Raw genomic sequence first — 22,811 nt, 5'->3', positions numbered from 1 at the left:
AAAGCAAGTACAGGAGGCGGAACATTGGATTATCTATATTGGACTCTCATTATTTTGTCATTCCTGATTGCCTTTGCCGGCTTAATCTTCCCCATATTGCCGGGTGCACTTTTTCTAGTACTGGGATTTGTTTTGTATGGCCTGTTTTACTCCTTTCAGCCTTTTACCCTGTTCTTTATCGTGGTACAGGCTATATTGCTGGCGAGCTTGTTTGTGGTGGATTATTTCAGCAATTTATATGGCGTTAAAAGGCGGGGAGGATCGAAGGCGGCCATATGGGGGAGCACCATTGGCCTGCTTGTCGGGCCCTTTGTCATTCCGGTAGCCGGTATTATTGCCGGTCCTTTTATCGGGGCATTCCTTGCTGAACTCGTTATCGGGCGTAAATCCCCAATGGATGCTTTTCGTGTCGGTATAGGTTCCGTTCTTGGCTTTCTGGGAGGGACGGTAGTCAAGATTGTTATACAATTGGTTATGGTTGGATATTTTTTATACGTGGCTTTATAAAAAAGTGCTTGCTAAGCGAGCAGGAACATGCTATATTTATATCTGTCTTCTCGACAACGGCCAAGCAAAGCTGTTGAAAAAAGAGGTTGACTTACATAATGAAAAAGTGATATAGTAATTCTTGTCCCTTAGAGGACTTCAACAAACTGTTCCACAGTAGCTCAGTGGTAGAGCTATCGGCTGTTAACCGATCGGTCGTAGGTTCGAGTCCTACCTGTGGAGCCATAACTATGGCGGTGTAGCTCAGCTGGCTAGAGCGTACGGTTCATACCCGTGAGGTCGGGGGTTCGATCCCCTCCGCCGCTACCATATTTTTTTAGATGATGGCGATCGTGGCGAAGTGGTTAACGCACCGGATTGTGATTCCGGCATTCGTGGGTTCAATTCCCATCGGTCGCCCCATTTTACTTACATATATGTTATACTAAAGATTACCTGGACCCTTAGCTCAGTTGGTCAGAGCGGTCGGCTCATAACCGATTGGTCGTAGGTTCGAGTCCTACAGGGTCCACCACACATACATTCATACGGAGGTATACCCAAGTCTGGCTGAAGGGATCGGTCTTGAAAACCGACAGGGGCTTAGCGGCTCGCGGGGGTTCGAATCCCTCTACCTCCTCCATTTATTTTTACATGGTGGAATTACATCATTCGTAAGCATTCATATCATCGCGGGGTGGAGCAACGAGCGTTACAGCACGATTAAGCTGCGAGTAAACTCGACGCATACACTTCAGGGAACAGCTTGTAGAGGAAGAGTTCCTCAAAACATTCATATCATCGCGGGGTGGAGCAGTCTGGTAGCTCGTTGGGCTCATAACCCAAAGGTCGCAGGTTCAAATCCTGTCCCCGCAACCAAAGTGGCTCGATAGCTCAGTCGGTAGAGCAGAGGACTGAAAATCCTCGTGTCGGCGGTTCGATTCCGTCTCGAGCCACCATTTCTATACATATGCAACCTTTGCCTTTTCAAGGCAAAGGTTTTTTGTTTGTCTAACTATAAAATGAATGTGTCAACTACGGTTAATTAATGCGTACTAAACGGTTTGAGAGTATGGTCGGCTTTTGATTGAGGGCATGTTAAAAAAAGTGTAAATTCAGAATGTTTTCCCGATTTTTAACCGCTTTGAAATAAACAAGGGCATAGCGCCCTGGCAGCTGGTACATAATAAGCTTCGGTGAATAAGGGTTTATCGTTGAAAGATAAGGGTAAATCTGATAATGTATGTGGTGTGCTACTTATTAAACATTCTTGTTGACTAAGTTTTCAATTTGGGGTTTTCCCAAAATGAAATAAAAAAATGAACTACATATCAAGGAGGAGATGTATCATGGCAAAGTTTGAACTGCCTGCTTTACCTTACGCCGCAAACGCACTTGAACCACACATTGATGAGGATACGATGAATATCCACCATGACCGTCATCACAAGACATATGTTGACAACTTGAACGCAGCTCTTGAAGGCCAATCCGAGTTTGAAAGCAAAGACTTGGCTGACATTCTGACTAACCTTGATTCTCTGCCAGAAAATATTCGCACAGCTGTACGCAATAATGGCGGCGGACATGCGAATCACAGCTTGTTCTGGGAAATCCTTAAACCAGGCGGATCCAATGAGCCAACCGGTGAAGTGGCTGATGCCATCAATAACAAATTTGGAAGCCTTGATGCTTTCAAAGAACAGTTCGCGAACGCAGCCAAAGGCCGTTTCGGATCTGGCTGGGCTTGGCTTGTTGTAAATAACGGTGAGTTGGAAGTAACAAGCACTCCAAACCAGGACAACCCTGTAATGGAAGGCAAAACACCGGTTCTTGGTCTTGATGTTTGGGAGCACGCGTATTACCTCAAATATCAAAACAAGCGTCCTGACTACATCAATGCATTCTGGAATGTTGTAAACTGGGATGAAGTTGAAAAGCGCTACAACGAAGCAAAATAAGCAAATTGTTCAAAGCCGGCCTCCTTCAAGGGGGCCGGCTTTTTATTTGATCTTTTGCAATTACAATAAAAACCAATTTTTCGATTGGCGAATAGCCCCTTACAAGTGGTGAAAACTACATGTGAATTGCAAAGGGGCGAGAATCATGAAATTCAAATTGTTCGGAGATACAGACAGAACGAAGGAATTGCTTTTATTGCTGGTGATCGGTGGCCTGTTCGCGTTGAGCACGGCCTTGTCCAATACATTTGTTAACATTTATTTATGGAAACAGTCGGGTGAACTGAGAGACATTGCTCTATATAACTTATCGATTGTGTGCATTCAGCCTGTTGCTTTTTTTATTGCAGGGAAACTGACTAAAAAAATTGACAGAGTAATTGTACTGCGGATTGGTGTTACAGTGCTGTCATTGTTTTATTTATCAGTTCTTTTTCTCGGAGACCAGGCGAGCGAGCGTCTCCTTGTGCTTGGGGGTCTACTTGGTGCAGGCTCAGGATTTTATTGGCTTGCTTTTAACGTGCTGAACTTTGAAGTGACTGAGCCGGACACACGTGATTCATTTAACGGCTACCTTGGTGTACTGACGTCGTTATCGGGCATGATCGGCCCAATGACCTCTGGGTTTTTAATTTCCCAGCTGGATAAGTTTACTGGTTACCGCATTATCTTTACGGTGTCGTTGTTTTTGTTTTTTACAGCGGTGGTGACCAGCTTTTTTTTGAAGCGGCAGAAAGCGGAAGGGAAGTTTTATGTATGGAAAATCCTTAAATCCCGCACGGGCAATAAAAATTGGGCACGCATTTTGTATGCGCATTTTTTTCAAGGATTTCGGGAAGGTACATTTATCTTTTTGATCATCATCTGGGTCTATATTATTTCAGACAGCGAATTTGCGCTTGGCACATTTGGACTTGTTCAATCAGCGGTATCCTTCATCGGCTATTTTATTGTATCCCGGTACATGAACAAAGACAGAAGGAAAAAATCGATTTTTGTTGGGGGATTGATTCTGTTTCTTTCGCCGTTCCTGTTCTTATTGAATGTAACTTTTCCTCTTTTAATGTTTTATGGTGTAGTGATCTCGATCGCCTATCCGCTTCTTCTAGTGCCATATGTTTCTCTGACTTATGATGTAATTGGAAGATGTGACAATGCGGGGCCAATGAGAGTGGAGTACATTGTGGTGAGAGAACTTTTTTTAAACGCGGGGCGTATTATTTCGATTGTTATTCTGCTAATCACGATCCAGTTCTTTAATGGGGACTACAGCATCCCCCTATTGCTTCCGATTCTCGGAGCTGGACATTTTGTTATTTATTTTTGCGTTCGTTCCATTCGATTTTCCACCCTTCAAAAATCTGAGATTGTGTCCAACTATTCCCAGAACAATACAGACCGGGAAGACGGCAGCAGAGTATGACATTTTTCTTTCCGAAACAGTGATTTACTGTTAATATTATTGTAGTAAATCAATTTGTGAAAAATGGAAATGAGCAGAAGCTCCTTCCATACATAGGTAAGGGTGGAATGAATGACGAAAGAAAAGAAGAAAAAGAATCACGTCCCTATTCGACTGAACGCCTTGTTTCTAGCGGTGTTCTTTCTTTTCTCCATTTTAATTTTCCGTCTGGGGTATGTACAGATTGTCCAGGGAGAAGAATATCAGCGCTCGGCGGATAAAAAGGAAAATGTAACGGCAAGGCTTGATGCGCCGAGAGGGAAAATGATGGATACCGAAAGCCGCGTAGTGGTTGATAATAAACCTGTCTATTCCATTACATACACACGCACTCAAAAAACAAGTGCGGAAGACAGGGAAGCCATTGCTGAAAAGTTGGCCGGCTATATCAATAAGGACACAAAAAATGTAACAGAGCGGGATAAAAAAGATTATTTTATCTTTTTGCATCAAAAGGAAGTAGAAAGCCGTATCTCGCCAGATGAAAAGAAACAATTGAGTGATGATCAGTATTACAAACTTCTGCTTGAGCGGATCACCAAAGAGGATCTTGATTCTTTTACTTCTCAACAAATTGAAGTGCTGGCGATCAAGCGGGAAATGGACAGCGGTTATGCCCTGACACCACAGCGTATTAAAATCGGTGCATCACAGAAGGAAATTGCCACAATCAGTGAGCATCTTTCCGAGCTGCCTGGCATTGATATTAAGCCGGATGCGAAACGTGATTATCCATATGGAGATACGTTCAAAGCGTTATTTGGACAGGTAAAACAAATCCCATCCAGTAAAATGGATTTTTATTTATCGCGAGGAAACGAAAGAAATGATTTAGTAGGAACGAGTTTTCTTGAAGAGCAGTACGAATCGCTTTTAAGAGGAAAAAAATCAAGCGTTAAATATGTGACAGACAAAGGGGGAAATCCGGTCGGCGACCCTGTAGAAGTGGAAGGTTCACGAGGCAAGGACCTTACGCTTACTGTTAATATGGAGCTTCAGCAGAAAGTGGAAGACGTGATCGAAAAGGCCATGAGAAAAGCAAAGTCCGGTGGATCTGCTTATGCCAATCGTGATTTAACAGAAGCTTATGTTGTTATGATGAATCCCGAAAACGGAGAAATTCTTTCCATGGCGGGGAAAAAATATGATAAAAAAACCGGCCAATATAAAAATGCGCCATTCGGTACTGTGTATAATTCGTTTGCCATGGGTTCTGCCGTGAAGGGTGCTACGGTGCTGACCGGCTTGCAGCAGGGAGCCATAACACCAGCCACTCATTTCTATGATGCTCCACTGGTATTCGGTGACGGAAGAAAAATGAAATCTGCTCACTCTGGTCTTGGCAGCATCGGGCCAGTGGAGGCGCTTGAGGCTTCTTCCAACGTTTATATGTGGCATGTTGCCATGAAGCTTGCCGGCTACGATTATGCTCATAAACGGTTTATTGACCATCACGTGGACGAGGCGTTTAGAGTACTCAGGGACTCATACAGCCAATTCGGTCTCGGTGTGCCAACAGGAATTGATTTGCCTTCTGAAGCGACAGGCTATAACACCGGCATGAGCGATCAGCTCTCCCAGGCGATGTTCTTTGCCATCGGACAGTTTGATACGTATACACCTCTGCAAATGGCCCAGTATGTGTCGACCATTGCTAACAATGGCTACAGGATGCAGCCTCATCTGTTAAAAGAAGTGAGGGAACCTTCCACACAGCCAGGAAAGCTTGGTAAACTCGATTATAAATTTGAACCGCATGTTATGAACAGAATTGAGATGAAGCAGGAATACCTCGATGTGGTTCATCAAGGGTTCCGTCAGGTAATGGTGGGAAGCCATGGTACAGCGGCAGGGTATTTTAAGAACAAGAGTTACCAGCCGGCAGGTAAAACAGGAACTGCCCAGGTTGATGTCAAGTCGGGATTAAACAATAAAACGCTTATTGGTTATGCCCCATATAACAGCCCTGAAGTCTCTTTTGCAGTTGTTGTCCCCAAGGTTCGCGAAGGGTCTATCAACAATGAAATCGGTGCTGGCATACTTGATGCCTACTTTAAGCTGAAAAAAGACGGAAATAAGACGAAATAACTAGCTGATTGTAAAGAAAACGCGTCCTTTGGGCGCGTTTTTTTGTGTGCATAAATCATTTCTGTTAGAAAAGACTAGTACAGATGTCGTGCTTTCTTTACAATCTCTTAACATTAGGTTCAAACAGCGTTAATAATGGTCGCTTATTGTAGTAGATGTAAAGTGATTAACCGATTGTTGGGGGTGGGCGATAGAGACAACGACAGTATAGAAACAGCACATCTCTATCAACAAAAAAATCTTTTAAAACATTCTGGAGGGACCAAAGACAATGAAGAAAATGAAATCCGTTTATCTTTTGGCAGTAATGGCTTTAATCCTGGTTGTTGCAACAGCCTGTGGAAACAATAATAAAGACAACAGTGCGAATGGTGACGAAGGCAAAAAAGCCTCTGGTTCGATCGTCGTTTCTGGATCAAGCGCAATGCAGCCTCTTGTAGCAGCAGCAGCTGAACAGTACAAAGAAAAGAACCCTGATGCTGACATTCAAGTACAAGCAGGCGGAAGCGGTACAGGCTTAAGCCAGGTTTCAGAAGGCGCTGTTAAGATTGGTAACTCTGATGTTTTTGCTGAAGAAAAAGAAGGCATCCCGGCGGACAAGCTTAAAGATCACCAAATTGCAGTAGTAGGTATGTCTGCAGCTGTTAACCCTGATGTAGGCATTAAAGATATTTCAAAGAAAGACCTTATTAAAGTGTTCACTGGTGAAGTGAAAAACTGGAAAGAGCTTGGCGGAAAAGACCAAAAGATTGCATTGATCAACCGTCCGGATTCTTCCGGAACACGTGCTACTTTTGTAAAGTATGCTCTTGATGGCAAAGAACCGGTTGAAGGTGCTGCAACAGAAGACTCTTCAAACACTGTTCAAAAATTGATTAAAGAAACACCAGGAGCTATCGGTTACCTTGCATTCTCTTACTTCACAGACAACAGCGGTATTACTCCACTCAGCGTAGATGGTGTAAAACCGACAGACGAAAATGTTCAAAAAGGTAAATTCCCAATCTGGGCGTATGAGCACTCTTATACAAAAGGTGAGCCTAAAGGATTGGAAAAAGAGTTCCTTGATTATATGATGAGCGACGAAATCCAAAACAATCTTGTACCTGAGCAAGGATACATCCCTGCAAGCAAAATGGAAGTAAAACGTGATGCTGAAGGGAAAGTTACAAAAAAGTAACGGGTTGAGCCGTTAAGAAGCCTGTAATCAGGGTAAGTGTCCAAACAATAATGGATATTTACCCTGTTAGGGCGTTTTGGGGAGGTACGAAAATGGATAATAAGACAATGACCATGGCAGCCAGCCAAAGGCTGTTAAAAAAATCAAACAAATCCGCACTACAAAAAGAAAAGCGGGGAAAATACCTGGTTTTGGCCAGTGCTCTATTGATTATTACGGCAACCATCGCGATTACCATTTTTCTTGGTACAAAAGGGTTGCAGGCATTTATCAGCAACGGCGTAAGTCTATATGAATTTTTAACCAGCACGAAGTGGAATCCAACGGCAGAGAATCCATTGTATGGAGCGGTTCCGTTCATACTGGGATCATTTGCAGTAACCATTTTATCCGCATTAATTGCGGCTCCGCTCGGAATTGGCGGTGCCATCTTTATGACCGAAATTGCCCCATCATGGGGAAAAAAGATTCTTCAGCCGGTTATCGAGCTGCTTGTTGGTATTCCATCTGTTGTTTATGGATTCATCGGTCTTTCTGTTCTTGTTCCGTTTCTTAGGGATACAGTAGGCGGACAAGGATTTAGCTTGCTTGCTGGAATGATTGTTCTTTCCATTATGATTTTGCCAACTGTTACGAGTATTGCGACAGACGCGATGAGCTCCCTTCCCAAAGGATTGCGGGAATCATCATACGCAATCGGGGCAACCCGCTGGCAAACCATTTGGAGGGTTCTTGTTCCGGCGGCTATGCCTACGCTATTAACAGCCATTGTCCTGGGTATGGCCCGGGCTTTCGGAGAAGCGCTTGCTGTTCAGATGGTTATAGGTAATGTCCGTTCATTGCCTTCAGCCATTACTGATCCTTCGGCTACATTGACGACCATTATCACACTGAATATGGGACATACGACCTTTGGAAGTGTTGAAAACAATGTTCTGTGGTCACTTGCCCTTATTCTGTTAGTCATGTCCTTTATCTTTATACTGTTAATCCGATATCTTTCTTCAAGGAGGCAGTTCTAATGAACAGTAAAGTTGCTGACCGTATTGCAACCACGATTTTTTACTTGATTGCAGCGACCATCGTCACCGTTCTGGTGGGACTGCTTGGGTATATCCTTTTTCACGGGTTTTCCAAACTTAATATTGACTTTTTAACCTCACCGTCCAGCTCGTTCAGAGCAGGAGGGGGAATTGGCAACCAGTTGTTTAATTCCTTCTATATCCTGTTTTTAACGATGGTGTTCACTGTGCCTCTTGGTCTTGGCGGCGGTATTTACATGGCTGAATATGCGCGTCCCGGCAGGCTGACAAATGCCATCAGAACGTGTATCGAAGTGCTGGCTTCACTTCCATCTATTGTCATCGGTATGTTTGGTTTGCTTATGTTCGTTAACTTGACTGGCTGGGGCTATTCCATCCTAGGCGGTGCGCTTGCCCTTACCGTTTTCAATCTTCCTGTAATGGTCCGTGTTTGTGAAGACGCATTGCGTACAGTGGCCAGAGATCAAAAAGAAGCAAGTCTTGCCCTTGGCATCACTCACTGGCACACCATTAAAACAGTTCTTTTACCGGCGGCATTTCCCAGCATCCTTACAGGAGCGATTCTGGCTTCAGGGCGTGTATTCGGAGAAGCAGCTGCATTGCTGTTTACAGCAGGCTTAACAACACCTACTCTGGATTTCTCCAACTGGAATCCGTTTGATTCGACGTCACCATTGAATATTTTCAGACCGGCTGAAACCCTTGCTGTGCATATCTGGGCCGTCAACACACAAGGACTTATCCCGGATGTACGTGAAGTGGCAGATGGTTCTTCAGCTGTACTGATTATTTCTGTGCTGCTTTTCAATTTGCTTGCACGCTGGATTGGCAGTGTCGTACACAAAAAGATAACAGCTTCTAAATAAATTTTTAGAAATTAGGTGGGTAACATGAAAACTGTGATGGAACCAAAACGGACGAATACAACTACTGAACAACAGCCGCGATCAGAAAAAACAGAGACAAAGCCGGCTGCTTTGGATGTAAAACATTTAAATATTTATTACGGTGAAAACCATGCTGTAAAAGACGTTAGTTTTTCAATCGAAAAAAATGCGGTTACTGCTTTGATCGGACCCTCAGGATGCGGTAAATCCACATTTTTGCGTTCAATCAATCGCATGAATGATCTTATTCCCGGAGCAAAAAGCACTGGAGAGATCCAATATGATGATGTCAACCTGATTGGAGATGACATCAATGTCGTGGCATTGCGTAAAGAAATCGGAATGGTTTTTCAAAAACCAAATCCGTTTCCAAAGTCAATTTATAACAATATCGTTCATGCGTTGAAATTTAACGGAATCCGATCGAGGAAAAAGCTCGACGGAATTGTGGAAGAAAGTTTACGAAAAGCTGCATTGTGGGATGAGGTTAAAGACAGGCTTCATGAGTCTGCGCTTTCATTGTCTGGAGGACAACAGCAGCGTTTGTGCATCGCCAGGACGCTTGCCATGAAGCCGAATATCCTTTTGCTTGATGAGCCTGCATCTGCCCTGGATCCCATTTCCAATGCCAAAATTGAAGACTTGATTATGGAATTGAAAAAAGAGTATACGATTGTTATCGTAACGCATAACATGCATCAGGCTTCCCGTATTTCGGACAAGACTGCGTTTTTCTTAAATGGTGTCCTTGTGGAATATGACAAGACGGATAGAATTTTCACCAATCCATCTAAAAAAGATACCGAAGATTATATAACCGGCCGGTTCGGATAAGGGGGATGAAAATGGGACAAGCAATAGCAACACCACCAGCAGTGGAGAAAAGTGTTTTTGATATCAAAAATTTAAATTTATGGTACGGCAAGAACCTTGCCCTGAAAGATATTGACTTTACCATTTACAATAATGAAATCACAGCCATCATCGGTCCATCAGGATGCGGTAAATCAACGTTTATTAAAACATTGAATCTAATGATCCAAAACATTCCCGGTGTGAGAATGTCCGGTGAAATTAATTATGAACATACAAATCTGCTGAACGACCGGGTAGATTTAGTGGATTTGCGGAAAAAAGTGGGTATGGTTTTCCAAAAAGCCAATCCGTTTCCGAAATCCATTTATGAGAATGTGGCGTACGGGCCAAAAATCCACGGGGTTAAGAAAAAAGGGAAATTGGATGAAATTGTAGAACGTTCATTAAGAGATGTATTCCTTTGGGATGAAGTAAAGGATCGTCTGAATACATCTGCTTTGGGTCTGTCAGGAGGACAGCAGCAGCGTTTATGTATTGCAAGAGCGATCGCCACAAAGCCCGATGTTATCCTCATGGATGAGCCGACATCGGCACTTGATCCTATTTCCACCATTAAAATAGAGGAACTGGCTCTTGAATTGAAGAAGAATTATTCGATTGTTATGGTTACGCACAACATGCAGCAGGCAGCACGCGTTTCCGACCGAACCGCCTTTTTCCTGATGGGTGAACTAATCGAATACGATCAGACAAGCAAGATCTTTTCGGCTCCTTCTGACAAGCGGACAGAAGACTATGTTACAGGGCGATTTGGATAAAAACTAGAGGAGTGAGAAGCAGATGGTTGTACGGGAAAATTTTCAGCTGCAATTAAATGAATTAAAGGCGATGCTTGTGGAGATCGGAGAACTTACGGAGCACGCATTAAAGGAATCCATTGTGGCCCTAAAAGAACAGGATGTAGACAAAGCCCTCGAAGTGATTGAGAACGACCAGCGAATCAATCAGCTGGAGGATGAAATCAATGATGCTGCCATTCTGCTGATCGCCAAGCAGGCACCTGTAGCCTCTGATTTACGCAGAATCATTGCCGCCATCAAGATCTCTTCCGACGTGGAACGGATGGCTGATTTTGCTGTAAATATCGCGAAATCCACCATTCGTATCGGAGAAAAGCCACTAATTAAGCCTTTGGTGGATCTTCCGCGGATGGCGGAGATTGCTATTGGCATGCTTTCTGATTCCATCAGGGCGTATGTGGACGAAGATGTTGTATTGGCAAAGAATCTTGCGGATACGGATGATTCCGTTGATGAGCTTTATGGGAAAATCATAAGGGAGCTTCTCGAACTGATGACTAAGCATCCGGAATCCCTTGCCCAGATTACACAGCTTTCTTTTGTGTGCCGTTATATTGAACGAACTGCGGATCATGCCACCAATATTGCCGAGAGCATTATTTTCCTTGTAAAAGGCAAACGCTACGGTTTAAACGAATAGTGTCGCAAAGAAGGGAGCCTGCATCGCAGGCTCCCTTCTTTAAATGTTCCATTAATATTAAGTGATGGCGTCGGACAGTTTTTTAAAGTCCATGCTGCTGTCGACTTTAAATGTACCAAACCGTACTTGGCCTTCCAGTTTGTTTTTCCGCAAGTATTTGAGATATGACTTGCTGTCTTTAATGATATGTTCTTTTTCGAGAAACTCACAAACCTCTCCTGTGCTCATGCCTCTTGTAACATGGAGTGTCGTTTTATAAACCTTTGGCTTCTCAGCTTGTTTTTTCTCTGCATCAGGGGTGTCCTGCTCCTGCGGTGCAGCCGCAGCCACCCGGCTTTCTTTCAATTCCTGCAGCTCTTCAGTCGTAATGGCTGTCATACTCTTTGAATGTAAATATGTATTGACAGTGCTGTCATTTATTTCGGCTTTTACTTCCTTTTCCGGAGGCGTTTGTGAATAGTAGACGCCTGCAATCAATCCGGAGGATACAATCATTCCGGCCGCAAAACCTCGTAGTGTTGTATGTGTCATTCTCGAATCCCCAATATTTTAGTTTTTAGATTTATCCTGCGTTGTCATTCCATCTTCAATGACCTTCAGCTTCTGTTTTACCTGATACATTTCTTTCAAAATCTGTATTGAAAAGTTCTCCAGCTGTACTTCAAGATTGTTCCCTTTATCCTTGCGAAAAGAGATGGCAAGAAGAATCAGTCCTATAGCCAACAAGGAAAAAATAATAATATTCATAAAAACCTCCTTATGTTTAAACCTGCCCCTTATTTTTTATACCATAGTATGCCGTTAAAATGTATATTTTTCGCCAAATCGTTAAACTTTTTCGAGATATTTCGACGAGGATTTCGGCAGTATTTCCAGCATGAAGAAGTTATGATGGAGTTTTTTGTAGAATTTTGTGGATATATCCATTGATATCGTCGAATAAGGTGATTTTAAGCGGTTACAAAAAATTTACATATCTATTTTTCGCAGACAGGGCAAGCAACCAACAAATTTCTACAAATTCTGTATATTGTGAAAATATATGCATAATGATACGATATTTTCAAATAAATCGGTAGGCTTATAAAAGTATTTTGGTAACAGAGGCAGGGCATTGGAGACAAAAAACTGGGGTGAAGAAAATGATTAATGAAATTGTCAAAATGAAGGAAAAAGGGTTGACCCTTCAGCAAATTGCCGAAAGAATGAACCTCTCGATCGGCAAAGTACAATACCGGTGGAACAAATACCGCCAGGAGGCAGGAAAAGCAATGGAGCCAAAGAGCAAAAAGGAAGGCACCGTTTATGTAAAGCCGGCAGAACCGAGTGAAATTGTTGTAGAACCGCCCAAAATTAATTGGGTAATGCCGTATGAATTTGACGAAGATACTCTTTTTGCGATGGTGCAGTCGCCAACCAGTATTTTTGTATACTGGAGCATTTCAGCCATGAAACGGAAAATGGTTGAGCATCATTTCAGGACCAGCTGGAGCGATCTTCCCAAAAAGATGAAAATCTATGACGTTACGGATATCATCTTTCAAGGCCATAACTCTCACCGCAGCTTTGAAATTGATTTGCCAGAAATGACGAACAACTGGTTTTTGCAGCATTTGGAGCCTGACCGCACGTATGTAATTGATATCGGCACCAAAACGTTCGATGGAAGCTTCTTTACTGTATTGCGATCAAACCCTGTTGAAACTCCCCGCGACGCCGCGAACGATCATCGTTCACAAAACGTATTGAATTGGAAAAACGGCAACGCGTATGAACCGGAATGGATGGAGAATTTCAGCAGCTATTCATACTATCAAAAAATCAGATAGGAGCTTTTACCCATGAAAAGTGGATATTTCACATTTATACTGCATGCCCATCTTCCATATGTTAAACACAAGGAAGCCAACCGCCTGGAAGAGCGATGGGTATTTGAAGCAATGACAGAAACATACATCCCGTTGCTTTGGGCACTGGACCGCCAGCCTGAAGGTTTTACGTGGAGTATTTCCTTTTCTCCCCCAGTAATGGAAATGCTGTCAGACCCTGTGCTTCAGCGAAGATATTTGGAGTACCTGGACAGCACCGATCATTTAATTAAAAAAGAAAAGCTTCGATCCCTTAATCAAGAAGAGACCGAAGTGATCCGGTTTTACAGCGACCGCTATGAGAAAATTCGTGAGACGTTCTTTAAATGGAATCAGAATTTGCTCGATGGCTTTAAGCATCATCATAAGCGCGGAGCGGTTGAATGCTTTACAACAGCAGCAACCCATGCCTTTTTGCCTTATATTCAAACGCATGAAGCACTGGAAGCCCAGGTTGATATGGGAATCAAAACCTTTAATAAGTATTTTGGTGAAATGCCAAAAGGTTTCTGGCTGCCAGAATGTGCATATACCCCGGGCGTTGATAAGCTGCTCCATCAAAAGGGCATAAAATACACGTTTGTAGATGAACAAACGCTCTTGAACAGCAGTCCAAAGGCGGCAAGAGGTATTGGATCCCCTGTATTCTCACCGCATGGCGTTGCGCTCTTTCCAAGAAACCGAGAAATATCAGGCAAAGTCTGGAGTTCGGTCGACGGATACCCGGGAGACACCGACTATCGGGAGTTTTACCGTGACATTGCCTATAACAGGGATATTGATTACATCCTTCCCCATATTCATCCTGAAGGAATCAGGATCGACACTGGCCTGAAATATCACAGGATCACTGGTCCGGATGAAGAAAAGCAAGTCTATGTCCGGGAATGGGCGGAAGGAAAAGTACAACAGCATGCCGAGCATTTTGTTCAGACACTGGAACACACACTAAGCGAAAAAGAAGAAGAATCCTTTCCTCCGCATCTGATTACAGCTCCGTTTGATGCAGAGTTGTTCGGCCACTGGTGGTTTGAAGGAACTGACTGGATCCTCGCCGTACAGGAAGCCTGCAAGGGCAGGGTGGAATGGGTCACGCCAAATGAGTTTATCAACCGTCATTACCAGGATTTGCAAACGGTACATGCCTCGTTTTCGACATGGGGCAGAAATGAATATGGAGAAGTCTGGCTGAACGAAAAGAATGCATGGATGTACCGCCACTTGCATAAATGCGAAAGAGAAATGATTACGGCTGCTGCCACGCATTCGCCGATGACCCCGGTAACCAGACGTTACATCAAACAGATGATCCGCGAGTGGATGCTTGCCGTAAGTTCGGACTGGGCGTTTATCGTCGACAATGAGACGGCTGCACAATATGCGAATGAGCGTTTTAATACCCATATTGAACGCTTTCATATCATAAAAGAATTGTTAGATCAGTCACCACAAGACACCGCATCCATAGAAGCTTTTGAACAGGACTTTCCGTTTTTAAATGATATTGATACCAGCTATTTTGAAACTCCTCATGACCAATATATCCAACAACATCACAGCACACTTTCAGAACCAAACAAATTAAAAGTCCTCATGCTTTCCTGGGAGTTCCCTCCGATGGTTGTCGGCGGACTGGCAAGGCACGTATTCGACCTCGCTAAGACTCTTGTAAAACAGGGCCAGGAGGTTCACGTTGTAACCTGCCATGTGGAAGGGTATCCGTCCTACGAAGTGAATCAGGGAATTCATGTGTACCGGGTACAGTCCAATCAGCCGCAGACCGATCAATTCTTCCATTGGACAGGCAGCTTAAATCTTGCTATTGCGGATCAGGGAAGGGAACTGGCGAAGAAAATCAACTTTGACTGCATCCATGCCCATGACTGGCTCGTGTGTGTGGCGGCTACAGGATTGAAGCATGAACTGAACATTCCGTTGATTGCGACCATCCATGCCACCGAACATGGACGGAACAACGGTATTCATAATGCTCTTCAATACGAGATCAACCAGAAAGAATGGGAGCTCTGTTATGAAGCGAGTGAAGTAATTGTCTGCAGCCCGTATATGAAAGATGAGGTAGCCACCGTCTTCAAAGTTCCGGAGGACAAGATTACAATTCTGCCAAACGGGGTGGATCCTGAATTAATACAAACTGAAGAAGTGACTGACGGCTACCGGTTTAAAGAACCGCAAGAAGTGCTTGTCTTTTCCGTCGGCCGGGTTGTGAAAGAAAAAGGGTTTCAAACGATCATTGATGCAGCTCATCTGATCCGGCAGAAAAACCAAAATATTAAGTTTATCATTGCCGGCAAAGGGCCAATGCTCGATGAATATCGCAACCGGGTGCACCATGAAGGGCTTGGCGGTATTGTCACATTCAGCGGTTTCGTGTCGGATGAAGACCGCAACCGGCTATTGTCTGAATGCGATATTGCACTGTTCCCGAGTCTGTACGAACCTTTTGGGATTGTGGCACTTGAGGGGATGGCTGCAGGAAAAGCAACGGTCGTCTCTGAAACTGGCGGCTTGAAAGACATTGTCCGTCATGAAGAAACCGGATTAAAAATCTATCCGGATAATGCTGAAAGCCTTGCATGGGCAGTCCTCACGCTTGCTCAAAACGAACACCTGAGGCACACTCTCGCCAGCAACGGCAAAAGAGAAGCGGAAACTGTTTTTAACTGGAATAAAATTGCTCAACAAACTAGCGCATTGTATGAACAATGTTTACAAAAAAATCCGGTATAAGGGGCTGTGTTTAAATGAAAGGTGTAATAATGGCTGGGGGAAAAGGAACCCGTCTTCGTCCGTTAACTTGCAATCTGCCAAAACCTATGGTGCCGCTGCTTCATAAGCCTGTTATGGAGTACAGTATTGAACTGCTCAAAAAATACGGCATCACCGATATTGCTGTCACGCTTCACTATATGCCAGAAGCGATTAAAAATTATTTTGGCGACGGCAGTGACTTTGGAGTTAATCTTCATTATTTTGAAGAAACCACTCCTCTCGGAACGGCAGGAAGCATCAAAAATGCCGAGGAATTTTTGGACGAGCGCTTTATTGTAATCAGCGGTGACGCATTAACCGACTTTGATCTGTCCAAAGGCATCAATTATCATGTTGAAAAGGATTCGCTTGTAACTATTTTTATGAAACAGGTAGAATCTCCGCTGGAATATGGCGTCATTATGACCAATCAGGACGGAGAAATCATCCGTTTCCTTGAAAAACCAAGCTGGAGCGAAGTTTTCAGTGATACAGTCAACACCGGAATTTATGTTCTCGAACCGGAGATCTTCAACTATATGGAGAAGGATGTACAAACGGATTTCAGTAAAGACCTCTTCCCGCTTCTCATGAAAGAAGGACGTCCTCTGTACGGATTCCCTGCAGACGGATATTGGTCCGATATCGGCAGCTTGCAGCAATACCGCCAGTCTCACCGTGACATGCTCGACGGAGAGGTTAACCTGCCATTCTCAGGCCACGAAATCGATAAAGGGATTTGGGTTGGAAACAATGTGGTTATTGAGGACGGGGTTAAGATGGAAAGCCCGGTTCATATCGCAGACGGAGCAGTTATCCGTTCAGGTGCGGATGTAAAAAGCTACTCTGTTATTGGCCGTAACAACGTAATATCCTCCAAGGCATCCTTGAAAAAGAGTATCCTTTGGCATGATGTGTATGTGGGTTCTGATTGTGAGCTCAGAGGCGCCACACTGGCGAACGGAATCATGGTTGAACAGGGAGCCACTATTTATGAGCATGCGGTTGTCGGCAACCACTGCAAAATCGGAAAGCGCTCTACATTAAAACCGGAAGTGAAAATTTGGCCGGAAAAGGAAATTTATGATGAGGCACTCGTTCATACCTCTTTAATATGGGGACGCAAAGCCACCAAATCACTGTTTGGAGGACGGGGAGTTTCCGGAATTGCCAACGTGGAAATTACACCGGATTATATCGCAAGACTTGCATCAGCTTATGGCGCAGTCCTTCCCCATGGATGCCATATCGCCATTGCCAGCGATTCTCATTCTTTTTCTGAACTGATCAAAGGGGCATTTATTCAAGGACTTTTGTCATCGGGAATCAATACGTGCGACATCAGCCCGACTGTGGCACCAGTTGTACGTTTTGCGATTGAGGAAGAAAGCCTCCAGGGCGGCGTCTACATCCGATTCTCGAACAGAGGCGGGGAGAAGCAGGTGTTCATCGAGTTCTATGATCATAAAGGACTTCCGATCCACCCTGATCTCGAGCGAAAGATTGAAAACGCTTATTGGCAGGAAGATTACCGTCGTGCAGCCTTTGACATGATTGGCAAGGGTACTCACAACAATTTTAAAAATGAAGAATATATCGAAGCGCTCCTTCAAACTGTGAACACAAAGCGCATCAAGAATTCCAAATTCCGAATTGTAGTTAACTACAACCACCAGCCGTATTTAAGCTTTATTCCGATTCTTTTCAACAAGCTGGACTGCGAATTTCTTACCGTACCTTCCCAGACGGGAGCAGAGGAAATGGCATCGTTTGTAAGGGTGACCAATGCGAATCTCGGAATTCTGGTTGGAGAGGCTGGAGAAACACTCAGCCTGATTACGGAATCCGGAAAGCTGCTTGATGAAGAAACGATGCTTTCTCTTTATGTTCTGGTTACCTTCTATGAAGGAAAACAAAACGAAATGGCTATTCCGATTTACGGCTCATCCGATCTTGACAGCCTGGCCGGGCGTCTGAACGGAAGGCTGATCCGCACAAAAGCCAATCCACGCTCGATTATGGAAGTTGGCAGCGGAGTGATGAACTTCCAGTATGATGCACAGTATGCGCTTATTCACATTCTGGAAATGATGGCCACCCAGCAGATTTCACTGTCTGAACTGGTCGATTTACTGCCAAACGTGAACATGCTGAGAGAGTATGTCCCTTGTCCGTGGGATAAAAAAGGAAAAGTCATGAGACGATTAATGGAAGATATCCGGGATAACAATGTAGAACTGGTCGACGGTATTAAAGTCTTTCATCCTCAGGGAGGCTGGACGCTGATCCTTCCGGATGTAGAGCAGCCGATCTTTACTGTGTATTCTCAAGGGTCAGATATGGATCAAGCGAAGGAAGCTGCAGCGGAATTTATTAATAAAATCCGGCAGTATCAGCAGGTCTGATCCCCTATGCCAAGGGAGCTTGTGGCCGGAAACGGCAAGATTCTCGTTAATATCGATCGGCACCTTCAGATCAGAGATATCTACTACCCATTTGTCGGACAACAAAATCACGTACAAGGACATGCCAACAGAGTGGGGATTTGGTCAGACGGCCAATTCTCCTGGCTTTCCTCTGAATCATGGTCGATTCACAATGATTATCATAAAGATTCTCTTGTGACCTGCTGTACAGCAGAAAACAAGCAGATGGGCCTCCGCCTCGTTTTTGAGGACGGAGTTCATCAGCGTGAAAACATCTTTATCCGAAGAATTAAAGTAACGAATACCACCCCGCATGAAAAAAAGATCCGGCTGTTTTTTCACCAGGATCTTAATATTTATGAAACAGAAGTCGGGGACACGGCCTATTTTGCCCCTGATTCAAAATCGATTGTCCACTATAAAAAGAACCGGTATTTTTTGTTTAATGCGCTTTTTGTCAACAACAGCATTTCGCAGTATACAACAGGTATTAAACGGTTTCAAAGTGCAGAAGGCACATGGAAGGATGCGGAAGACGGATCACTGCATATCAATCCTATTGCACAGGGTTCTGTCGACAGTACCTTTGCAGTGGAGCATACAGTAGGCGGGGAGCAAACGGTTGAAGCCTTTTACTGGATGACCATCGGCCGCAACCGTGAAGAAGTGGATTCGCTGAATGACTATGTCCAGGAAATCGGTCCTTCTTTAACCATTGATAAAATTCTGATCTACTGGCGAAGATGGGCAAACAAATCCCATTTGCCCCAAACCGATTTAAGCGATGAAATTCTTTCTCTTTATAAACGAAGCCTGCTTGTAGTAAGGACACAGACGAATGAAAACGGCTATATCATGGCAGCGAATGACTCTGACATCCAGCAGTACAACCGGGACCATTACAGTTATATGTGGCCAAGGGACGGGGCGCTGGTTGCGGCAGCGATCGCCAAATCCGGATATCAGGGAATGGTGAAAAACTTTTACAGAAGATGCTCTGATGTTCTGACGAAGGAAGGCTATTTGCACCATAAATACAATCCAGACGGATCCATTGGTTCCAGCTGGCATCCGAATGTCGGAAAGAATGGCAAAGAGCAGCTTCCCATCCAGGAAGATGAAACTGCACTCGTGTTATGGGCATTCTGGGAGCATTACCAAGAGACCGGTGACATCGAATTTGCACAGTCTCTGTACCGGTCGCTTGTCAGGCCGGGAGCACGATTTTTGCTTGGGTTCATGGATGATGAGCTGGATTTGCCAAGCCCGTCCTATGATCTTTGGGAAGAAAGAAGAGGGATTTTTTCGTTTACATGTGCCGGTGTTTACGGTGGCCTGATGGCTGCCCACAATTTTGCCCTTTTGTTTGGAGAGGATGACCGGGCAGCCCGCTATAAAACCGGCGCTGAGCGGGTAAAGAAGGGCATTGAAACCCATCTGTACGATGAAGATGCGGGCCGGTTCCTGCGCGGAATCTATCTTGATGAAGAAACGCGGGAAGTTAAGAAGGATTTCACGATCGAAAGCAGCATTTACGGATTGTTTGCCTTTGGCGTATTTTCCCCGGACGACCCGCGCATTTGCTCGACCATGGAAGCGATTGAGCGTGAGCTGTATATCAAAACAGATGTTGGCGGTGTTGCCCGCTATTTTAACGATTATTATTTCCAGCAGACTCACGAGGTAGAGAGAGTTCCCGGAAATCCATGGATCATTTGCACACTTTGGCTGGCAAAGTGGAAAATCTATACCGCAAAGAGCTTATCCGAATTGCAGGAACATAAGCATTACCTTGATTGGGTGGCGAATCATGCGTTTACGAGCGGGGTCCTTCCTGAGCAACTGCATCCATTTACCGGTGATCCGCTCTCTGTAGCTCCGCTGACCTGGTCGCACGCTACATTTGCTGATGTGGTTGTGGACTACATTAAAGCTTATGAACGTCTTCAATAAATACCACTTGCTGAAAGTGAATGTGTCTGCTATTATATTAAAGTATGAATTAATTTGGAAACAAATCAATCAAAGCAGTACACCATTTTTTGTAATGGTTAAGGTTTGGAGGGAAAATACATGCGTGTAAACATCACTCTTGCTTGCACTGAAACTGGTGATCGCAACTACATCACTAAGAAAAACAAGCGTAATAACCCAGAGCGTCTGGAGCTTAAAAAATACAGCCCACGACTAAAAAAATACACATTGCACCGTGAAACGAAGTAATGTATGAAAAGCCGCCACTTTCCTGATGGAAGACTGGCGGCTTTTTTCATGGCGCGGTCCCTGCTAAAATAAGAGATAGTTAATCACACAAAAGAGGAGCTGCAGCATGAAAACAAAAAAAGGATTGCGTAAAATGATGAAGAATCAACTTCTTTCACTCGAACCTGACATACATAAAAGAAAAAGCAATGAAATTTCAAAACACCTGTTCAGTCTGCCGGTATGGAAGAACGCAAAGCATATCGGAATTACGGTCTCCAGAGGGTTTGAAGTGGATACGAAAGAGATCATACAAAAGGCATGGGATGATGAAAAAAAGGTGAGTGTGCCTAAATGCAGCACAGTCGGAGAACGACTGATGGATTTTCACCGGATTACATCGTTTCAGGAACTTGAAAATGTGTATATGGATCTTTATGAGCCGATCATCGGCATGACTGAACTCACACCGCCGGATCAAATGGATCTCATGATAGTTCCGGGATTAATTTTCAACCCGGAAGGATACCGAATTGGTTTTGGCGGAGGATTCTATGACAAGTATCTGGCTGGTTTTCATGGCACAACCGTTTCCCTTGCCTTTGATTTTCAGTATATCAACCATATCCCTGTAGAACCCTTTGACGTTCCAGTGGAGTACGTTATTACGGATAAGGGCATTAAGAAAGGGAGCAGATGATGGCTTTTGCCCTTTTTATGGCGGTTCTTGCCCTGTTTGTCTTCATGGCTTTCAGGCTTCGGATGCTCACACTGGACGGTGCGTTCTCAAGCTGGGGGCTAGGCGTGGTAATCACCGCTGCTTTTGGATACCGGGGATTGGGTTTGCTGCTGTTGTTCTTTATCAGCTCCTCCCTGTTAAGCAAGTGGGGAAAAGAAAAAAAGAAAAAACTGCGTACATTATCTGTTGAATCAACGGGAAGAAATGCAGGGCAGGTCTTTGCCAATGGCGGTGCTGCCTTTATTGCAGGGGGAGGATATCTTCTTTTTCCGCATCCCTTCTGGCTGGCCCTGTTTATTGGCAGTCTTGCTGAAGCGTCGGCTGATACATGGGCTTCAGAAATCGGTGTTCTTTCAAAAGGAGAGCCGTATCATCTTTTGCGCAGAACCCGGGTGGAGCGGGGGATATCCGGAGCTGTTTCACCGCTTGGGCTTGCAGCAGCAGCTTTGGGATCCCTTTTGATCAGTGCAACAGGCGCGCTGATGTTTTTTGACGGGAAATGGATATTTCCTGTTTTGCTGTTTATTTTTTTGGCGGGATTTCTCGGTAATGTTCTCGATACTATAATCGGGGGTACGGTTCAGCTTGGTTTTCGCTGTCGAATTTGCGGAGCGGAAGTTGAAGAACATACCCATTGCGGGGTTCTGACTGAAAAAATAAAGGGCTGGTCTTCGGTTAATAATAACACGGTTAATTTCATTTCGAGCACGCTCGCAGGTCTAGCGGCAGGGGTGGTGATCTTATGGATCCTATAAGGAAGAATGGCAGAACAGGCATTGTGCTGGCAGGGGGCGGATCGTCTCGTTTTCCATTTCATAAAGCGTTCGCAAGGTATAAAAATAGGTATTTTTATGAACATGCGGTTGGCTGTATGAAACAACTCACGGATGATGTTGTCCTTGTTTCACGGACAGACATTGCTGAGCGCATGAAGAACGCGGATGCAGAGGTAATATTCGACCTTCCCGAGTATCAGGGACAAGGGCCTCTGTCGGGAATACTTTCGGGAATGACAAATCGAAAGGAATCGGAGTGGTTTGCCATCGTAACCTGTGATATGCCGTTTGTTATGCCTCTTGTTTTTGAGCAACTGTTCTCCATTGCGGAGCAGAAACCGGGAACCCAGGCAGTTGTTCCTGTAGCTGCCGGCCGAAATCAGCCGCTTGCGGCCATCTATCATAGAAGCTGCAAGGACCATATTATCCGTCTGCTTTTGGAGGAAAAGCGAAGCATGTACGGTTTGCTGCAGTCCGTGAATACCACTTTTGCAGACGCGGAGGAATTTGATATTTCCCAAGAGGTGTTTGTCAACATCAACACCGATGAGGAGTACAAACACTATATTGAATCCGCGAGTTTCGAATAAATTGAGGTTTCAATG

At 44.3% G+C, this 22,811-nt stretch carries 20 protein-coding genes and 7 tRNA genes; 25 read left to right on the top strand and 2 right to left on the bottom strand.

Going from position 1 to position 22,811, the window contains the following annotated elements; translation table 11 throughout:
• The first annotated feature begins 24 nt into the window (after positions 1-24).
• The 17 genes from QYB97_RS13020 (at position 25) to phoU (ending at position 11,423) form a co-directional block, all read left to right on the top strand.
• A complete protein-coding gene (locus QYB97_RS13020; protein WP_301166434.1) occupies positions 25-507 on the top strand; it encodes a DUF456 domain-containing protein in 483 nt (160 codons plus the stop codon).
• Between the two features lie 150 nt (positions 508-657).
• Positions 658-732, top strand: a tRNA-Asn gene (locus QYB97_RS13015).
• 7 nt (positions 733-739) lie between these two features.
• Positions 740-816 (top strand) — tRNA-Met (locus QYB97_RS13010).
• A gap of 17 nt (positions 817-833) precedes the next feature.
• Positions 834-909, top strand: a tRNA-His gene (locus tag QYB97_RS13005).
• Between the two features lie 35 nt (positions 910-944).
• A tRNA-Ile gene (locus QYB97_RS13000) sits at positions 945-1,021 on the top strand.
• Between the two features lie 15 nt (positions 1,022-1,036).
• Positions 1,037-1,129, top strand: a tRNA-Ser gene (locus QYB97_RS12995).
• 159 nt (positions 1,130-1,288) lie between these two features.
• Positions 1,289-1,365 (top strand) — tRNA-Met (locus QYB97_RS12990).
• A gap of 4 nt (positions 1,366-1,369) precedes the next feature.
• Positions 1,370-1,445 (top strand) — tRNA-Phe (locus QYB97_RS12985).
• A gap of 390 nt (positions 1,446-1,835) precedes the next feature.
• Complete coding sequence (locus QYB97_RS12980; protein ID WP_301166433.1) at positions 1,836-2,447, top strand: superoxide dismutase; 612 nt, start codon at positions 1,836-1,838, stop codon at positions 2,445-2,447.
• 145 nt (positions 2,448-2,592) lie between these two features.
• Positions 2,593-3,870 carry an MFS transporter gene (locus QYB97_RS12975; RefSeq protein ID WP_301166432.1) on the top strand — a complete coding sequence of 426 codons (1,278 nt, stop codon included), beginning with the start codon at positions 2,593-2,595 and terminating at the stop codon, positions 3,868-3,870.
• A gap of 111 nt (positions 3,871-3,981) precedes the next feature.
• Positions 3,982-5,997 carry a peptidoglycan D,D-transpeptidase FtsI family protein gene (locus QYB97_RS12970; protein WP_301166431.1) on the top strand — a complete coding sequence of 672 codons (2,016 nt, stop codon included), beginning with the start codon at positions 3,982-3,984 and terminating at the stop codon, positions 5,995-5,997.
• A 271-nt stretch (positions 5,998-6,268) separates the two neighbouring features.
• Positions 6,269-7,177 (top strand): phosphate ABC transporter substrate-binding protein, encoded by a 909-nt coding sequence (locus QYB97_RS12965; protein WP_301166430.1) that lies wholly within the window; start codon positions 6,269-6,271, stop codon positions 7,175-7,177.
• A 107-nt stretch (positions 7,178-7,284) separates the two neighbouring features.
• Positions 7,285-8,199, top strand: coding sequence for a phosphate ABC transporter permease subunit PstC (gene pstC, locus QYB97_RS12960; protein ID WP_301166547.1), 915 nt, complete (start codon positions 7,285-7,287; stop codon positions 8,197-8,199).
• Positions 8,199-9,086 (top strand): phosphate ABC transporter permease PstA, encoded by an 888-nt coding sequence (pstA, locus tag QYB97_RS12955; RefSeq protein WP_301166429.1) that lies wholly within the window; start codon positions 8,199-8,201, stop codon positions 9,084-9,086. The genes pstC and pstA overlap by 1 nt, the downstream gene beginning before the upstream one ends.
• A 24-nt stretch (positions 9,087-9,110) precedes the next feature.
• Complete coding sequence (pstB, locus tag QYB97_RS12950; RefSeq protein ID WP_301166428.1) at positions 9,111-9,941, top strand: phosphate ABC transporter ATP-binding protein PstB; 831 nt, start codon at positions 9,111-9,113, stop codon at positions 9,939-9,941.
• 11 nt (positions 9,942-9,952) lie between these two features.
• Complete coding sequence (gene pstB, locus QYB97_RS12945) at positions 9,953-10,741, top strand: phosphate ABC transporter ATP-binding protein PstB (RefSeq protein WP_425589799.1); 789 nt, start codon at positions 9,953-9,955, stop codon at positions 10,739-10,741.
• 22 nt (positions 10,742-10,763) lie between these two features.
• The gene (gene phoU / locus QYB97_RS12940; protein ID WP_301166426.1) at positions 10,764-11,423 is read left to right on the top strand and encodes a phosphate signaling complex protein PhoU; all 660 of its coding nucleotides are present in this window, start codon (positions 10,764-10,766) and stop codon (positions 11,421-11,423) included.
• A gap of 57 nt (positions 11,424-11,480) precedes the next feature.
• Here the strand turns inward: phoU and QYB97_RS12935 are convergent, their stop codons facing one another.
• Complete coding sequence (locus QYB97_RS12935; RefSeq protein WP_301166425.1) at positions 11,481-11,954, bottom strand: hypothetical protein; 474 nt, start codon at positions 11,952-11,954, stop codon at positions 11,481-11,483.
• Positions 11,955-11,972: 18 nt separating this feature from the next.
• Positions 11,973-12,170: a hypothetical protein gene (locus QYB97_RS12930; protein ID WP_301166424.1), complete on the bottom strand. Its 198-nt coding sequence runs from the start codon at positions 12,168-12,170 to the stop codon at positions 11,973-11,975.
• 395 nt (positions 12,171-12,565) lie between these two features.
• On the opposite strand from QYB97_RS12930, the gene QYB97_RS12925 reads away from it, so the two are divergent.
• The 8 genes from QYB97_RS12925 (at position 12,566) to QYB97_RS12890 (ending at position 22,796) form a co-directional block, all read left to right on the top strand.
• Positions 12,566-13,252: a DUF4912 domain-containing protein gene (locus QYB97_RS12925; RefSeq protein WP_301166423.1), complete on the top strand. Its 687-nt coding sequence runs from the start codon at positions 12,566-12,568 to the stop codon at positions 13,250-13,252.
• Positions 13,253-13,264: 12 nt separating this feature from the next.
• A complete protein-coding gene (locus QYB97_RS12920; protein WP_301166422.1) occupies positions 13,265-16,042 on the top strand; it encodes a 1,4-alpha-glucan branching protein domain-containing protein in 2,778 nt (925 codons plus the stop codon).
• A 14-nt stretch (positions 16,043-16,056) separates the two neighbouring features.
• Positions 16,057-18,468 carry a sugar phosphate nucleotidyltransferase gene (locus tag QYB97_RS12915; RefSeq protein WP_301166421.1) on the top strand — a complete coding sequence of 804 codons (2,412 nt, stop codon included), beginning with the start codon at positions 16,057-16,059 and terminating at the stop codon, positions 18,466-18,468.
• Between the two features lie 6 nt (positions 18,469-18,474).
• The gene (locus tag QYB97_RS12910) at positions 18,475-20,442 is read left to right on the top strand and encodes a glycoside hydrolase family 15 protein (RefSeq protein WP_301166420.1); all 1,968 of its coding nucleotides are present in this window, start codon (positions 18,475-18,477) and stop codon (positions 20,440-20,442) included.
• Positions 20,443-20,562: 120 nt separating this feature from the next.
• On the top strand, positions 20,563-20,712 hold the full coding sequence (gene rpmG / locus QYB97_RS12905; RefSeq protein WP_007202187.1) for a 50S ribosomal protein L33: 150 nt from the start codon (positions 20,563-20,565) through the stop codon (positions 20,710-20,712).
• A 106-nt stretch (positions 20,713-20,818) separates the two neighbouring features.
• Positions 20,819-21,391 (top strand): 5-formyltetrahydrofolate cyclo-ligase, encoded by a 573-nt coding sequence (locus tag QYB97_RS12900; RefSeq protein WP_301166419.1) that lies wholly within the window; start codon positions 20,819-20,821, stop codon positions 21,389-21,391.
• Positions 21,391-22,185, top strand: coding sequence for a DUF92 domain-containing protein (locus tag QYB97_RS12895; RefSeq protein ID WP_301166418.1), 795 nt, complete (start codon positions 21,391-21,393; stop codon positions 22,183-22,185). Before QYB97_RS12900 ends, QYB97_RS12895 begins: the two co-directional genes overlap by 1 nt.
• Positions 22,173-22,796, top strand: a complete 624-nt coding sequence (locus QYB97_RS12890; RefSeq protein WP_301166417.1) for a molybdenum cofactor guanylyltransferase — start codon at positions 22,173-22,175, stop codon at positions 22,794-22,796. The genes QYB97_RS12895 and QYB97_RS12890 overlap by 13 nt, the downstream gene beginning before the upstream one ends.
• The last annotated feature ends 15 nt before the right edge of the window (positions 22,797-22,811 follow it).

This window comes from Fictibacillus fluitans, from assembly GCF_030418125.1.
Taxonomy (GTDB): domain Bacteria; phylum Bacillota; class Bacilli; order Bacillales; family Fictibacillaceae; genus Fictibacillus_C; species Fictibacillus_C fluitans.
This window is presented reverse-complemented; position numbering and strand designations above follow the sequence as displayed.